Here is a 15,388-nt window from a genome sequence, read left to right on the forward strand (position 1 = left end):
GTTAGCCGTAGTTGTTCTCAGCAACTGCGGTTTTTTTTTAATGACTTACGGTTACTGTCTCTCCATATGGTTTGAATTTTAGGTGTGTAACATAATTGATTTGATCCAGGATATTTCGAAGTGATAAACCGCCTTTGATATATAGCGTTATCCTTGTATTTAGCATTTCTTTATCCTCAGGCTTAAAGTTTACTCCATACTTGAAATTGAGGAGGGTAAATACCTTATGGAGGGTTACATTATTTAAATCTATATCCTTCTTATACCAGCCGTAAAGCGACATATCGCCTACTCTTTGTTTTTTAAGCCCTGATGTACTGAAAACTGCTCTTTCATTGGGTTCCAGATAAGTAATCTGCTTATCTGAAGACACGCGCACATGCCCTGTGATTACAGTAACGCTTGACCTGCCTTTATCAAGACTGATATGGAATGAGGTTCCCAATACTCTTGTTTTAATATTAGCAGAGGTAATGATGAAAGGATGTTTCGGATCTTTTGTTACTTTAAAAAAAGCATTGCCTTTTAGCAGGGTAACAGATCTGGTTTTGCTATTAAATTGTTCAGGGTATTTAAAAACTGAGTTTGCAGCAAGGTAAACCAGTGTACCATCAGTAAGCTTTACAGAATCGGTAGCAGAGGCAGTTGTTACGGTGATATCTTTAACATCAACCTTAGCGTTTAAAAAGACTCCAATGCCCAACATCAAGACAATACACGCGGCGGCAGCATATTTATAATAGATTGCGAAAGATTTTTTTACCGTGCCATGGGCCTTTATGTTCTTAAATATCTCGGCAGAAACATTTTCCTTAGAACCCATTTTAGTGCTATCCCATTCAGCATTGTCAAATTCTTTTTTTAGAAAATCCTCCAACAGATTTTTCTCTGCTTCAGAAATTTCATTTTTCTCGTTTTTCTCTATCAGATGCCTGAGATAGTGTACCTTCTTTTTTGTCATAATACTTATAAATCAACTATAAGTACCAGCGATGGCAAAAAAGTACTATCGGAGTATGTTAAATAATTGTTAATTGTAATTCACTTTCTAATCAATGAGAGATTATTTCGTCATTTCGACGATAGGAGAGATGACGGGCGTGTACTATAGCATGATATGAGTGACAAGGTAAATTCCAATTGCAAAGATTAGCAAAGATGTTTCTCCGGCATGGACTCTTAGCTGCTTTAATGCAGAAGAAAGCTGGTTTTTTACCGTTTGTTTAGAGAGGTTCAGCGTAGCTGCAATTTGCGCTATATCCATTTCCTCTAATTTGTTCATAATCAGAATTTCTTTCCTTTTCTCAGGAAGATGTTCTAATAAGGAGTAAAGTTTATCGAGCAATTCTGGTTCTAGCGAAGACGTGTTCTCGACCAGGTAGTTTTCAAATTTTTCCTCAATAACTACCGTATCAAAGCGCTTTTTCCTATACTCTTTTAGTACCTGGTTTTTGGCGGCCCTAAATAAATAATGCTCTATAGATAAAATCTGGACTTTATCTCTTCTGTCCCACAGGTCGGTAAAGATATCCTGTACTATGTTTTGTGAAACATATTCGTCACCCGTCATCTTAAAACAGAAGGCATATAATTTTTCCCAATGCTGGATATAGATATATTCAAAGCTTTTAAGGTCTTTCATTGGAGCTTGTCTGTTTGTGCGCTAAGTAACAAAACTTAAATAGCCTCAATTTTATTTAAAGGTTATATTTAAATTAATTCTTAGTATTTGGTTAGCTGAATATACCTATTTTAAACTATCAAGCAAAGACCGAAGATTGCATTTCTAACCAAAATTTATTTGCAGGATATACACACCGGCGCAATTGAGGATATTCTTTCTACATTTTGATGCATATTATACACTGGCTCTTTTGGGGGTGGCTGGTTATTAATGCTTTAAAGGACTTTTCATTGGCTGGCCTTGCTTTTGCATAACTATTATGTCCGGGGAGGACCTTTTAGGAAAGTGAGAGAGATAGGCGCAGGAACTAGGGTGGGTGTTTAGGGTTCATCCACCCTTCTTCTTGATTAAACCAGTTTTATTCCCAAATTGCGATAAGCGTCTAATCTGCTATCGTCACTTGGGATATCAGTAATTAGCACATCTATTTCCTGCATGTCGCATACTTTAAAACTATGCACGCCATCCAATTTCTCTGTATTACTCAATGCAATCTTTTTTATGGAGGAATTTAGCATTGCCTGTTTTACTTCTCCATCTTCATTTATTGCTGCAGTAATTCCAAATTTACTCTGAACAGCACATGTTCCCATAAAATACACGTCTGCCACATAATGCTTAACCTCTTCGCAAGTTTTAACACCGGTATTGGTTTCTGTATTGCGGTTATAAACCCCGCCTAACACAATTATTTCAATTTCTTTAAATTTTGATAGAATTGGAATAAGCGCCTGGTTATTAGTAACCACTCTAAAGTTGGAATCTAGTGGCAAGTGCGCGGCAATTGCACATATAGTGGTTCCCCCATCCATAAACACGGTTTGCCCCTTTTTGATAAATTGCTGTGCCTTTAGGGCTATTACATCTTTTCCTTCGGTAAGATACGCTGTACGATTCTGAAAACTTAATGGGTTTCTTGAAGGTAAAATGGCGCCCCCTCTTACCTTAGCTAATAATCCATTACTATGAAGTGTTTCAATGTCTCTTCTGATGGTATCCTCAGAAACATTTAGTTCGGCTGACAATAAATCGTAAGCTACTTTGCCGTCACGCTTTAAAAGACTAATAATATGATCAAAACGCTCTTCTCTTAACATAACACTAATGTTTAGGTTTCATTTTATAGAAAACAGCTACCAGAATAAGCAAAAAGCCGCTAAAACCTAAAGCTATGGGCAATGAATAATGATGAGCAATAAATCCAAGCATAGCTGGTCCGGCTAATTGTCCGGCATAGCCGATGGTAGTAATTGCGGGAATGGATACTGAAGCAGAAACATTTTTTAACCGGCCACCTTCACTAATGAACACGGGGACAATATTGGCTGCGCCTAAACCCAATAAGATAAAACCCAGCAGAGCGGTAACCAACCAAGGCGTGAGTATTACTAAAAAAATACCTGCGGCACCAATAAGGCTTCCACCGATAACAACTTTTGGCCCGTCAAGGTGGGAAACCAGTTTATCTCCAAGTAATCGCATAGTGGCCATTGCAATTGAAAATGCTGCATAACCAACGCCAGCCAGTTCTTCGTCTATTTTTCTGTTTTCTGTTAAGAAAACTGCACTCCAGTCTAACATCGATCCTTCGGCCAGAAAAACAGCAAAACACATTGCGCCTAAAAAAAGAACACCTCCGGTTAGCCACGAGAACGAGCTGGAATTACTATTCTGATCATGTGAAGAGAAATCTTTAATAGCAGCCCTTTCGGTCTGCTGATCGAATAATGAGCTGTATTTCCATGAAACAATAATGATCAGCAAAACAGCGATACTTACGGCGGCAGTTATTGGCTCCAGGCCAAGTTTCATCAGGAAACCCAAACCCAGGGAGCCCAAAAGCCCGCCAACACTAAAAAGTCCGTGAAGTGACGACATAATTGGTTTACCAAATCTATTTTGCACATGTACTCCGTGAGAGTTCATTGCCACATCGACAGTGCCTACCGCCGAACCAAATATGAACAGTACCACTCCCATCCAGATCACATTGTCCATAATTAAAAGCAATGGAAGTGTTAGCGCCATAACTAAAGCAGAGCACAGCATAACTATCCGGCTCCCGTAGCGATTAGACAAAATACCACTTACGGGCATCATACTAATGGCGCCTGTACCTAACAGTAAAAGTAGTAAGCCTAAACTTGCATCGTTTAACTGAAGCCTTTCCTTTGCATAAGGAACCATCGGTGCCCAACTCGATACGCCAAGTCCACATACCAAGAATACTGCTTTTGTGGCTCGTCTTGCTTTTATCGTTTTTTCAATGATGTCCATAACGCATATTAGTACTGCAAATAAATGCAAATTTGCACAAATACGCAAAAATAATATGGCTTTAGATAAAAGAATTGAATTAGATTAGCCGTAATAGCAGATATAAGCTACATCGTCGTCACATATAATATCAAAAGAAGTACCAGCAGCCACGTGGAAATTTTCCTGGCTTTTATATTCTTTATAGCTGTCGCCCGGAAGTTTTACATGCATAATGCCAGATACGATTACCATTTCTTCTGGTGATGATGCAGAAAACGTATAGGTTCCCTTTTTCATTACGCCAACTGTAGCTTTGCCTTTTAGCGTTTCCAGGCCAAGGCTTTGCACTTTGCCTTCAAAATATACATTGTGAGATATTACGTCGTTAAGTTCAGAAGAGTTATCAGAATTACTCATGATTATAGTTTTATTCGGTTAAAGGTTGTTTCTGAAGGCAAATGTATTAATTAATAAATCTCAATTCTTAATTTTCATAAAGTTCCCGCTTAGATTTCCAAGCCAAAATTGGTGTTTTTTAATGCCATTTTTGGTTTGTTTAAGTTTTAGAAAAATTATATTTTTACAACAATGGATTACTTTAACGCTCTCGAACCCTTACTAAGGGCATATTGGTATATAGCTATACCCGTAAGTTTGATATTTATAATTCAAACTATTTTAACATTTATTGGCGTTGATTCTGCAGATGGAATAGACGCCGATTTTGATGGAAACCTTGATCATGCGGATGCACCCTTTCAGCTATTCTCATTCAGAAATTTAATTAACTTTCTTTTGGGATTGAGTTGGGCCGGTATCTCATTTTACTCCATTATTACGAATAAACCTTTACTGATCATCGTGTCCGTTTTAGTAGGAGCTGGTTTTATCTTTTTGTTTTTCTTAATAATGAAGCAAATTCAAAAGCTGGCAGAGAACAATACTTTTAAGATAGAATCTACCTTAAACAAAAATGCAACTGTTTATCTGCGCATCCCAGCAAATAAAACAGGAACCGGTAAAATCCAGATCAGCATTAACGGATCCTTTCGGGAAATTGATGCCATTACCAATGGAGAATCAATAGAAAGCGCATCAACTGTAACCATCATTAGTATAGAAACCCAAAACATAGTCTTAGTAGAAAGAATTTAGAATGGAAAACATCTTACAATCACCACTTACCATCATCGTTGTTGCCGTTATCGTTATTTTTGTAATGCTATCGGCGTTAATTGCCCGCTACAAAAGATGTCCTTCAGACAAAATTTTGGTTATTTACGGAAAAACCGGAGGAACTTCGGCCAAGTGTATTCATGGCGGAGGCGCCTTTATCTGGCCGGTTATTCAGGATTTCGCGTACCTTGACCTTAAGCCGATTTCAATTGAAGCGAACTTAGTAAATGCGCTAAGCCGTCAGAACATCAGGGTTGATGTTCCATGTCGCTTTACAATTGCCATTTCTACAGAAAGCGACAGCATGAACAATGCTGCTGAACGTTTGCTTGGCCTTGCTGCACCGGAGATACAGGAATTGGCCAAGGATATTCTTTTCGGACAGCTCCGCCTGGTTATTGCCACCATGACCATTGAAGAAATAAACTCTGACAGGGATAAGTTTCTGGATAACATCTCAAAAAATGTAGATACTGAGCTTAAAAAGATCGGGCTTAAACTGATCAACGTTAACGTTACAGATATTAAGGACGAGTCTGGCTATATCGAAGCGCTTGGTAAAGAGGCCGCAGCAAAGGCCATTAACGAGGCTTTGATTAGTGTTGCAGAACAAACCAAAATTGGTGAAACCGGTAAAGCTATTGCCGACAGGGAAAAAGATGTTCAGATTGCCGAGACCCAGCGTGAGCGTGATGTTAAAATTGCCATTACCCAAAAAGACAGGGAAATCAGCATCGCCTCAGCGGTTAAAGATGAAAGAATTGGTAAGGCCGAAGCGGAGAGAGATACGCGTATCAAAACTTCAGAAGCCAATGCCATTGCCGTAAAAGGAGAAAATGAAGCAAAAATAGATATCGCTAATTCCGACGCACTTCGTAGAGAGAAAGAAGCTGAATCGTTAAAAATAGCGGTTTCTGCAGAAAAGGTTCAACAGGCTCAGGCATTGGAAGCATCATACCTGGCTGAACAAAAAGCCGAGGCTGCCCGTTCGGAAAGAGAAAGGGCTACACAGATTGCCAACATAGTTATTCCGGCTGAAATTGCCAAGCAAAGGGCAATTATACAAGCACAAGCAGATGCCGAAACCATTAGGGAAAATGCGAAAGGTGAAGCAGATGCCATCTTTGCAAAGATGGAAGCCGAGGCAAAGGGTCTGTTCGAAATACTAACGAAACAGGCAGAAGGTTATAAAGAAGTAGTAGCCGCTGCAGGTGGCGACCCAACCAAAGCATTCCAGTTATTGCTAATTGAGAAATTACCGGAATTGGTAAAAACACAAGTTGAAGCAGTGAAAAATATTAAGATCGACAAGATCACCGTGTGGGATTCAGGCAGCGGTGCTAGTGAAAACGGCAATTCATCTACCGCCAATTTTGTTTCGGGAATGATGAAAACTGTTCCCCCGCTTAATGATCTGTTTAATATGGCCGGATTAAACCTGCCTAATTACCTAAAAGGCTCGGAACCAACTGATGGACAAGATGCTGCTCCTGCTAAAAGTGAAATAAATAAGGCCGACGAAAGTCCAATGCCGTAAAGCAAGCCGAAGTAAGTTCATAAAAAAAGCCCGGTAATACCGGGCTTTCTCATGGATTAAGCGTTTTATTTTACTTTATTGCCGCTGTTTTATCAGCACTCATAATCACCCCTTCACTTAAATTCTCTGTTTTCAAACTGGCAAAATTATCAAATTTAACATTCTCCATATTACTTGCGATCAAGGTATGCTCATCTGAACTACCACTCATCTTTAACACTGCATCCTCACTGATCACTGTATATAAACTACCCACCCTAGAGTTAATTTTAGCTGTTGCACTTTGACTTAAAAACAACTGAAGATATTTTACATCAAAGTTGCCTTTAGTAACAACTACTGAACCACCTGCAGCTTCTATTCTTTGCAGATCCTTTACAGAAACATTTACCGTAACCTGATTACTTTCTGTAGAGTTGATAAACAAAGTTTCTCCCCTTCTTAAAACTGATGTGTTATTTGCATCGAAGTTTTCATCAACAAAAACTCCTTCCTTATCACTTTGGGTTAATACAATCTTCACATTTCCTGCAACCCAAATTCTGTTGATTCCTTTTGAACTTGTTTTTACTGAAGTAATTTCAATGTTATTGGCAGCTAAAGTTGTCATTGCCGAAGAGGTTAAAAAGATTGCTGCTAATGCTGTTCCGAATAGTGCTTTTGTTAGAGTTTTCATGACTTTATGTTTTAGGATTTTTCTTATTGTTTTTATTAATAAGACCTCACTACTCCCCTTTCGTTTCACCCAAATCCGGCGTATTATACCAGCATCGTGTAACTCACGACAAACTCCCTAAAAATTTCGACCAACGGCTGTAAATATTTTTTAGATATGAAATCAATCGACACTTAAGCCGAGCTGTTCCAGTTTTATTTTGGTGTCTTCATAGTCTGTATGGCAGATTCCGGTTAACCCCAGCCCCTCCGMTATCTGCACAAAAAGCATCCTGTCATCTATATATATACTTGTTTCGACATCACTTTGAGAAATGTCTATAGCAACCTTAAAGATATCTGCATCCGGCTTTCTGAAATGGACAAAACTTGAAGAGATGAAAAAATCAACAAATTCATTTAGTTTGAAAGTACTGATCCGATACTGATTAAGCTCTCTCCCTTCGTTACTGATCACTGCCACCTTTAAGTTATACTTCTTCTTTAGATCGCATATCAGTTTAATCATATCAGGATATGGAAGAGATTTACTGACCATAAATTCTTTAAAATCGTCCTTAGAATAATCCCGGTCTTCATAAAACACAAGCCTATCCAAGTACTCATCAAGTGTAATTTTTCCAACCTCGTAAGTATCAAAGGTGAGGTGATGTCTTTCTTCTACCTCTATAAGATCCAGATTAAATAGTTGCGCTGCTTCGGCCCTTGCCTTCCGGTCCCAGCCGTTAGTGAGTAATACCCCACCTATATCAGTAAAAAGTGTAGTGATTTTTTTGTTCTGAATCATCGTGAATTATTTATTTTACTACGGCAATAGCCATACCATCGTATTCTTTAACGCCAACTGTTTGAAGTATAGTTGCAGTGACATTTTTATTGGAAGCTAACAATTTATTGAAACGCTGCACACCTATAACCCTATCATCTGTACTATTCTCATCAAGTACTTTACCTTCCCGGATCACATTATCGCAAATGATAACCGTTCCCGGATGAGATAGGCTTAATGCCATTTCAAAATACTCAGTATAAGGTGGCTTGTCTGCATCAATAAATATAAGATCAAAAGGTTCTTCTTTGGCTTCCTTTATTTCCAGCATAATGTCCATCGCCTTACCTACTCTTATGTCAACTTTATCCAGGAGTCCGGCATTTTTAATGTTCTGCTTTGCAACATTTGCATGACGGGGATCAAATTCGATTGTAACAATCTTACCATCTTCGGGAAGTGATCTTGCCAGCCATATTGTGCTATAGCCAGCAAGCGTGCCCAGCTCAAGCACTCTTTTTGCATTACACATAAGTGCAATAACCTGCAAAAACTTACCCTGGTTTGCTGTAACGCTGATCTGAGGCATTTCTGCGGTGTCTAAAGATTTTATTGTCTCCTGAAGAACTTCGTCTTCCGGTGCCAACATCTGACTGATGTAATGGTCTACTTTACCAAATATTTCCTGATCCATATACAAATATAAAATTCGCGGCGGCATGTACAATGACAAACCGGGGAGTAATCTTTTCGAAATTTATATATTTGGTAAACAACACAAATGTTTAAATTAAAATGAAACTCAGAATTAAAAACCTAAGCTTAATGCTGATCGTTCTGCTTGCATCTTTTAATGTAAGTAAGGGCCAGAAAACAAAAAGTTTTACCAAGTATGTAAATACGTTTATCGGTACTGCACCACTTACCGATTCAGCGATCCTTGGTTATAACCTACCTAAAGGATGGAGATCGTGGGCAGGACTTACCTTTCCAGGCAGTTCGATGCCTAATGCCATGGTACAACTTAGCCCCATTACAGAATACGGATCGGGCGCCGGATATGAATATGAAGACAACATGATTTATGGCTTTACCCATACCAATAAAGGCCACTGGAATCTTTGCAATATCCCTATCCTTCCTGTTTCAGGAAAATCAACAACTCCAGATCAGGATGGCAAGTTCGGTTCCCACTTTTCTCATAAAAAAGAAAGTTCAGCACCAGGCTTTTATCAGGTATACCTGGATGATTACGATGTTAATGTAAGCCTTACTTCTACATTAAGATCCGGCTATCATAAATATGAATATAAAAACAAAACCGGTCGCAAAATCCTGTTTGACCTTGGCAAAGCAAACAACAGAGTAGGAAATTGGAAAATTGAACAGATAGGAAATACAGATTTGCAAGGGTTTCAAAACGTTGGTGAGGTAATTTATTTCTACGCCAAACTGAACAATAATATCGAAAAGCTGGAAAAACAGGAAGAAGGTTCAAGAAAAGGCTTTGCTATGGTTCACCTGGCAGATGGTGGCAAAGAACCTGTTGAACTTAAAATAGGTTTGTCTTTTGTAAGTACTGAAAATGCTAAAGAAAACCTTGAAAAAGAAATTGGAACTAAATCGTTTAATCAAATCCGTAACGAAGGGACCCAAACGTGGGAAACTATATTATCATCTATTCAGGTAAAAGGTGGAACTGAAAAGCAAAAACAAATGCTTTACTCTTCTTTGTACAGATCTTTGCTATGGCCTGCATTACGAAGCGATGTAAATGGAGAATATACAGATGCAAAAAAGAAACCAGGAAAAGCAGACTTTAACTACTACACAGAACCATCCTTATGGGACACATATCGCAATAAAGATGTGCTTTTAGGGTTGATTTCTCCTAAGGTTGCACTAGATGTAATCAAATCAATGAAGGATGTTGGCGATAAAACCGGATTTATCCCTACGTTTTTCCATGGTGATCATGGCGCTTCATCCATTGTTGGGGCATACCTGAGAGGAATTGACAATTTCGATGTAGAAGGCACTTATAAGCTGCTTTTAAGAAACGCAAATGTATCGCCAGGTGCACGGCCTCATTTGGAGGAGTATATTCAAAAAGGATATATTTCGGATCCTGACATTGCTAATCCGCATGTAGAAACTAAAGCCAATGCAGGGGTATCAAAAACCCTGGAATATTCGTACGATGATTATTCGCTTGCGCAAATGGCGAAGAAGCTTGGAGATACAACCAATTACGGGATCTTAATGGCCAGATCAAAAAACTTTAAAAACATGTTTGATCCCTCCACACGTTTCATGAGGGGCAGATTGCCAAATGGCGATTGGATTAAGAATTTTAATCCTCAGTATCCATACTATGAGTATATGTACAGAGAAGCTAATGCCTGGCAGGTATCTTTCTTTGCTCCTCATGATATGCCGGGATTAATTGAATTGTATGGCGGACCAGTGGGTTTTGAATCAAAACTTGATTCATTGTTTACAGTACCTTGGAACCCTAAGTACATCGCCCGAAATGTAGAAACAATGATCGGTCAGTACTGTCATGGCAATCAGCCAGATCATGAAGCTCCTTTTGCCTATCACTTTATAGGCAAGCCGGAAAAATCACAGAAAATCATCGACAAAATACTGAACGAGCTGTATGGAATTGGCCCTGAAGGCCTGGCACTTTCCGGAATGGATGATGCCGGAGAAATGTCTGCATGGTATGTGTTGAGCTCATTAGGTTTGTACACATTTTCGGCAACAGACCCGGAATACCTTGTAACAGCCCCTCTCTTTGATGAAGTAATTTGGAAAACAAACACCAACAAAACATTAACCATCAAAAAACCAGGTAAAGGACGAGGAATTACTGTTATAAAAGTTAACGGAGTAGAGAACAAAGGTTACTTTGTATCTCATGACCTGTTTAAGAACGGCGGCAATCTAGAAATCATCACAAAATAATGAGCATTCTGGCTAGCTTTTGTAACAAATATGCAAAAGCTAGCCAGAATTTATAGTTTTTAGCCCTCCATACAGGCAACAAGATTTTAATTCCGGCTTTTTTGTAATAGATTTAGGGACTTAACTAAATTTTATGAAGAAAATTCTGCTTAGCCTGGCTCTGGTTTTCTCTGTTACGCTCCTGTTTGCCCAGCAAACTTATCCGGTTAACGGCTCATACGACATCAGACAAGGCACTTACGCTTTCACCAATGCTAATATTGTAGTTAGTGCAAATCAAATTATCCCTAATGGCACATTACTAATTAAAGGGCAAACCATTCAATCTGTAGGAACTGCCACCTCAATCCCTAAAGGATATGTAGTGATCGATTTAAAGGGAAAATTCATATACCCTTCTCTTATTGATGCCTTTACCTCATATGGATTACCTGAAGCCAACCGTGTTTCCGGTCCGCGTCAATCTATATTTACCTCTACAAAAAAAGGTGCTTATGGCTGGAATGAGGCAATAAGACCCGAAACAAAAGCAAACACCTTTTTTGCTGCGGACAGTAAGAAAGCTGATGATTTGCGTAAAGCAGGCTTTGGAACGGTAAACGCAATTAGCAGAGACGGTATTGCCCGCGGAACATCTCTTGCAGTAACACTAAGTGATGAAAAAGAAAACAGCACCATACTTAATCCACAATCGGCAGCGAATTACTCTTTCAGCAAAGGATCTTCGCAAAATGATTATCCAACTTCTTTGATGGGTGCAATAGCCTTACTGCGTCAGACTTATTACGATGCACAATGGTATGGCAAACAAAAAGAAGAATACAACATCTCCTTGGAAGAGTTTAACAAACAACAAAACATTCCTCAGATTTTTGAAGCAGAGGGATGGCAAAATGTACTAAGGGCCAGCAAAATTGCACAGGAATTTGGCAAACAGTACATCATAAAATCTAATGGTGATGAATACCAAAGAATCGAGGCTGTTAAAGCAACCGGGGCAAGTCTTATTATCCCCATTAATTTCATTAAAGCCTATGATGTTGAGGATACTGTTGAAAACAGGAATATAACGCTGGCGCAAATGAAAGCATGGGAAATGGCTCCTACCAATCCGGCAGCGCTGGAAAAAGCAGGAATTAAATTTTCACTTACCACTCAGGGCCTGGAAGCACCAAAAGATTTATGGACAAACATACGCACCGCTCTTGATAATGGGCTAACTCAAAAACAAGCGCTCTTATCACTTACTGAGATCCCTGCCGGGATGATTGGAATAGCGGATAAAGTAGGTACTCTTGAAAAGGGAAAACTGGCCAACTTTATTATTACATCGGACAGCCTCTTTAAAAAGGAAAATATAATAGAAGAGAATTGGGTGCAAGGCAAACGCTTTATTCTGTTTAAAAAAGATGATGCTTTAAAAGACACGACAAACAAAGTGATTGCTAAAACCGCTGAACCAAAGAATAAAGATGCTGTAGGTTCATTAATTTTTCCATTTACCRCCTTTGGCAATACAACACCTTTAAAACAGGAAAGCGTTTTATTGAAAAATGCTACGGTATGGACAAATGAAAAAGAAGGTATTTTACAAAATGCCGATGTCCTTTTAGAAAACGGCAAAATCAAAGCTGTAGGCAAAAACCTAAATACCGGAAACGCCAAAGTAATTGACGCAACGGGTAAACATGTAACACCTGGTATTATAGATGAACACTCCCATATTGCAGGTACCGGAGGTATCAATGAAGGTGCACAATCTGTATCTTCTGAAGTACGTGTGGCAGATATTATCAATTCTGAAGATGTAAATATTTATCGTCAGCTAGCTGGCGGAGTTACTACTTCACAGATTCTACATGGCTCTGCAAACCCTATCGGTGGTCAGTCACAATTGATTAAATTAAGATGGGGCAAGTTACCAGAAGAGTTAAAGTTTGCAGGGGCCGATGGTTTTATAAAATTTGCGCTTGGCGAGAATGTAAAACAGAGCAACTTTGGCACCGGCGCACGATTCCCGGTTACCAGAATGGGCGTTGAACAGACCTTTGTTGATGAATTTACACGTGCAAAAGAATATAAATCAGAACTTGCCAAAAAGGGCAACACTGTTCGCAAGGATCTGGAGTTAGATGCCATAGTAGAGATTCTGGATAATAAACGCTTCATTACCTGTCACTCTTATGTACAGTCTGAAATCAATATGCTCATGCATGTTGCAGATAGCTTAGGTTTTAAGATTAATACTTTTACCCACATTCTTGAGGGTTATAAAGTAGCCGACAAAATGAAAGCCCGCGGTATCAACGCTTCTACATTTTCTGATTGGTGGGCTTATAAAATGGAGGTTGCCGAAGCGATTCCCTACAATGGAAAAATCATGCATAACGTAGGCATCACAACTGCATTTAACTCTGATGATGCTGAAATGGCCCGCAGATTAAATCAAGAAGCAGGGAAAGCTGTTTTATATGGTGGTGTACCCGAAGAGGATGCCTTTAAATTTGTAACGCTAAACCCTGCAAAAATGCTGCACATTGACAATAAGGTAGGCAGCCTTAGGGTAGGTAAAGATGCTGATGTGGTAGTTTGGTCTGATAATCCGCTATCTATTTATGCCAAGGCCGAGAAGACTTTTGTAGATGGTGTTGCATACTGGGATATAGATCGTGATGCCCAGATCAGAAAAGAACAACAATCGGAACGGGCGCGGTTAATTCAAAAAATGAAGGACAGCAAAGACAAAGGCAGCAAAACGCAACGCCCTAAAGCAGAGCAAAAGCACTTGTATGATTGCGAAACATTGGAAGATTATTCTCTTGAACTTAATGAAATGGAAAGGACTCATGACCATGAATAAATACATTTTAACGCTATTGATGTTGCCTTTGGGATTAAGCAGCTTTGCACAAGCCAACATTTCACCGGCAAAACCTCAGGATAAAAAGACCATTGTGATGGGTGCGAAGCTTCATGTAGGCAATGGAAAGGTTATTGAAAACAGCTACCTCATTTTTGATAAAGGAAAAATTACAGGCGTAGGAGATGCAACAGTTGCCCGTATTGATATGACTGGCTCAACAGTAATCCACGCAAACGAAAAACACATCTATCCCGGGTTTATTGCTCCCACCACCAATCTTGGGTTAATTGAAATCAGTTCTGTTAAAGCTACGCTTGATTATAACGAGATTGGGGATTTCAACCCACACATCAGAGCTTTGGTGGCTTACAATACAGACTCTAAAGTACCTGCTACTGTAAGAAGTAACGGTGTACTAATGGCTCAGATAACTCCACAGGGCGGCACAATATCCGGCAGCTCATCAGTAGTACAGCTCGACGCCTGGAACTGGGAAGATGCTGCTATCAAAAAAGATGATGCCATGCATTTGAACTGGCCTGTAACGCCAAAATTCAGGAACACTGGTAATAGACCTGTTGTTTCTGCCGATGTGCTTAAAGAACGTACACAAAACCTTCTAAATGCCCTTGATCAGTTTTTTGCTGAGGCAAAAGCCTATGCCGAAACAGATAAACCTGCAGTAACAAATACAAGATTTGCAGCGATGAAACATTTGTTTGATGGCAGTCAGCGACTGTTTATTACCGCAGCAGGCGAGAAAGACATCATTGCAGCGGTTAAGTTTGCCAAAAAATACGGCATTACGCCTGTTATTGTAGGTGGCGATGAAGCTTATTTAATTACCAGTTTCTTAAAAGAAAACAACATAGCAATTATAGTAAATGAGCCCCATAACTTACCCGATTCTGATGATAGTGATGTAAATATGCCTTATAAGAATGCTGGGGTATTGGCCAATGCAGGACTCGATGTAGTGATGGGTATGCACAGTTATTGGCAGCTAAGGAATCTTCCTTTTATGGCTGGCACTATTGCTGCCTGGGGTTTAGATAAAGAAAAAGCTTTACAGACCATTACATTAAACACTGCAAAAGTACTAGGAATAGATAAAACGGCTGGAAGTTTGGAAATTGGTAAAGATGCGACTTTCTTTATCTCCGCTGGTGACGCCCTTGATATGAAAACCAATAAAGTTGAGCAGGCATTTATTCAGGGCAGAGACATTAATCTGGATAACCTCCACAAGCAGCTGGACAAAAAGTTTAGTGATAAATACAATGCTGGGAAGAAGTAGCTCGTGTCGTCTCGATTTCTATGACAAAACCAAATCATTTTTATAGATGGTTTGGTTTTTTATTACAGCGAATATCCTATGGATGATTTTGTTTCTTACCGCATTTAAAACGCTCATCTTGTTCTTTCCCTCCTGAACTTTTCGTTTATAATATGTCC

Annotated in this window: 13 protein-coding genes; 5 read left to right on the plus strand and 8 right to left on the minus strand. The window is 39.2% G+C overall.

What is annotated here, in order from left to right; all coding sequences use genetic code 11:
- Nucleotides 1-37 precede the first annotated feature (37 nt).
- The 5 genes from AC1DG9_RS01450 to ppnP form a co-directional block, all read right to left on the minus strand.
- On the minus strand, nucleotides 38-961 hold the full coding sequence (locus tag AC1DG9_RS01450) for a FecR family protein (RefSeq protein ID WP_337717032.1): 924 nt from the start codon (nucleotides 959-961) through the stop codon (nucleotides 38-40).
- A gap of 144 nt (nucleotides 962-1,105) precedes the next feature.
- The gene (locus AC1DG9_RS01455) at nucleotides 1,106-1,642 is read right to left on the minus strand and encodes an RNA polymerase sigma factor (protein ID WP_172662221.1); all 537 of its coding nucleotides are present in this window, start codon (nucleotides 1,640-1,642) and stop codon (nucleotides 1,106-1,108) included.
- A gap of 389 nt (nucleotides 1,643-2,031) precedes the next feature.
- Nucleotides 2,032-2,781 carry a DeoR/GlpR family DNA-binding transcription regulator gene (locus AC1DG9_RS01460; protein WP_172662222.1) on the minus strand — a complete coding sequence of 250 codons (750 nt, stop codon included), beginning with the start codon at nucleotides 2,779-2,781 and terminating at the stop codon, nucleotides 2,032-2,034.
- 4 nt (nucleotides 2,782-2,785) lie between these two features.
- Nucleotides 2,786-3,961 (minus strand): MFS transporter, encoded by a 1,176-nt coding sequence (locus AC1DG9_RS01465; protein ID WP_172662223.1) that lies wholly within the window; start codon nucleotides 3,959-3,961, stop codon nucleotides 2,786-2,788.
- An 84-nt stretch (nucleotides 3,962-4,045) separates the two neighbouring features.
- Entirely contained in the window at nucleotides 4,046-4,360 is a 315-nt protein-coding gene (gene ppnP, locus AC1DG9_RS01470) for a pyrimidine/purine nucleoside phosphorylase (protein WP_172662224.1), read from the minus strand.
- Nucleotides 4,361-4,531: 171 nt separating this feature from the next.
- On the opposite strand from ppnP, the gene AC1DG9_RS01475 reads away from it, so the two are divergent.
- Both AC1DG9_RS01475 and AC1DG9_RS01480 read left to right on the plus strand, forming a co-directional pair.
- Nucleotides 4,532-5,098, plus strand: a complete 567-nt coding sequence (locus tag AC1DG9_RS01475; RefSeq protein WP_172662225.1) for a serine protease — start codon at nucleotides 4,532-4,534, stop codon at nucleotides 5,096-5,098.
- 1 nt (nucleotide 5,099) lies between these two features.
- A complete protein-coding gene (locus AC1DG9_RS01480) occupies nucleotides 5,100-6,656 on the plus strand; it encodes a flotillin family protein (protein ID WP_172662226.1) in 1,557 nt (518 codons plus the stop codon).
- Between the two features lie 70 nt (nucleotides 6,657-6,726).
- Here the strand turns inward: AC1DG9_RS01480 and AC1DG9_RS01485 are convergent, their stop codons facing one another.
- From AC1DG9_RS01485 to AC1DG9_RS01495, 3 genes are all read right to left on the minus strand, one after another.
- Complete coding sequence (locus tag AC1DG9_RS01485; protein ID WP_172662227.1) at nucleotides 6,727-7,332, minus strand: GIN domain-containing protein; 606 nt, start codon at nucleotides 7,330-7,332, stop codon at nucleotides 6,727-6,729.
- A 162-nt stretch (nucleotides 7,333-7,494) separates the two neighbouring features.
- The gene (locus tag AC1DG9_RS01490; RefSeq protein WP_477634239.1) at nucleotides 7,495-8,118 is read right to left on the minus strand and encodes an HAD family hydrolase; all 624 of its coding nucleotides are present in this window, start codon (nucleotides 8,116-8,118) and stop codon (nucleotides 7,495-7,497) included.
- A gap of 10 nt (nucleotides 8,119-8,128) precedes the next feature.
- Nucleotides 8,129-8,794, minus strand: a complete 666-nt coding sequence (locus AC1DG9_RS01495; protein WP_172662229.1) for an O-methyltransferase — start codon at nucleotides 8,792-8,794, stop codon at nucleotides 8,129-8,131.
- A 101-nt stretch (nucleotides 8,795-8,895) separates the two neighbouring features.
- On the opposite strand from AC1DG9_RS01495, the gene AC1DG9_RS01500 reads away from it, so the two are divergent.
- From AC1DG9_RS01500 to AC1DG9_RS01510, 3 genes are all read left to right on the plus strand, one after another.
- On the plus strand, nucleotides 8,896-11,070 hold the full coding sequence (locus AC1DG9_RS01500; RefSeq protein ID WP_288883405.1) for a GH92 family glycosyl hydrolase: 2,175 nt from the start codon (nucleotides 8,896-8,898) through the stop codon (nucleotides 11,068-11,070).
- A 133-nt stretch (nucleotides 11,071-11,203) separates the two neighbouring features.
- A complete protein-coding gene (locus tag AC1DG9_RS01505; protein ID WP_477634240.1) occupies nucleotides 11,204-13,930 on the plus strand; it encodes an amidohydrolase family protein in 2,727 nt (908 codons plus the stop codon).
- Nucleotides 13,860-15,230: an amidohydrolase family protein gene (locus tag AC1DG9_RS01510; protein ID WP_337717034.1), complete on the plus strand. Its 1,371-nt coding sequence runs from the start codon at nucleotides 13,860-13,862 to the stop codon at nucleotides 15,228-15,230. The genes AC1DG9_RS01505 and AC1DG9_RS01510 overlap by 71 nt, the downstream gene beginning before the upstream one ends.
- Nucleotides 15,231-15,388 lie beyond the last annotated feature (158 nt).

The organism is Pedobacter sp. 05L430 (genome assembly GCF_056397585.1).

What these genes read in the sequence shown, in the direction of transcription:
- AC1DG9_RS01455 (WP_172662221.1), bottom strand. Translation starts at nt 1,642, where the DNA reads ATGAAAGACCTTAAAAGCTTTGAATATATCTATATCCAGCATTGGGAA.
- AC1DG9_RS01485 (WP_172662227.1), bottom strand. Translation starts at nt 7,332, where the DNA reads ATGAAAACTCTAACAAAAGCACTATTCGGAACAGCATTAGCAGCAATC.
- AC1DG9_RS01475 (WP_172662225.1), top strand. Translation starts at nt 4,532, where the DNA reads ATGGATTACTTTAACGCTCTCGAACCCTTACTAAGGGCATATTGGTAT.
- AC1DG9_RS01460 (WP_172662222.1), bottom strand. Translation starts at nt 2,781, where the DNA reads ATGTTAAGAGAAGAGCGTTTTGATCATATTATTAGTCTTTTAAAGCGT.
- AC1DG9_RS01500 (WP_288883405.1), top strand. Translation starts at nt 8,896, where the DNA reads ATGAAACTCAGAATTAAAAACCTAAGCTTAATGCTGATCGTTCTGCTT.
- ppnP (WP_172662224.1), bottom strand. Translation starts at nt 4,360, where the DNA reads ATGAGTAATTCTGATAACTCTTCTGAACTTAACGACGTAATATCTCAC.
- AC1DG9_RS01510 (WP_337717034.1), top strand. Translation starts at nt 13,860, where the DNA reads ATGATTGCGAAACATTGGAAGATTATTCTCTTGAACTTAATGAAATGG.
- AC1DG9_RS01495 (WP_172662229.1), bottom strand. Translation starts at nt 8,794, where the DNA reads ATGGATCAGGAAATATTTGGTAAAGTAGACCATTACATCAGTCAGATG.
- AC1DG9_RS01480 (WP_172662226.1), top strand. Translation starts at nt 5,100, where the DNA reads ATGGAAAACATCTTACAATCACCACTTACCATCATCGTTGTTGCCGTT.
- AC1DG9_RS01465 (WP_172662223.1), bottom strand. Translation starts at nt 3,961, where the DNA reads ATGGACATCATTGAAAAAACGATAAAAGCAAGACGAGCCACAAAAGCA.
- AC1DG9_RS01450 (WP_337717032.1), bottom strand. Translation starts at nt 961, where the DNA reads ATGACAAAAAAGAAGGTACACTATCTCAGGCATCTGATAGAGAAAAAC.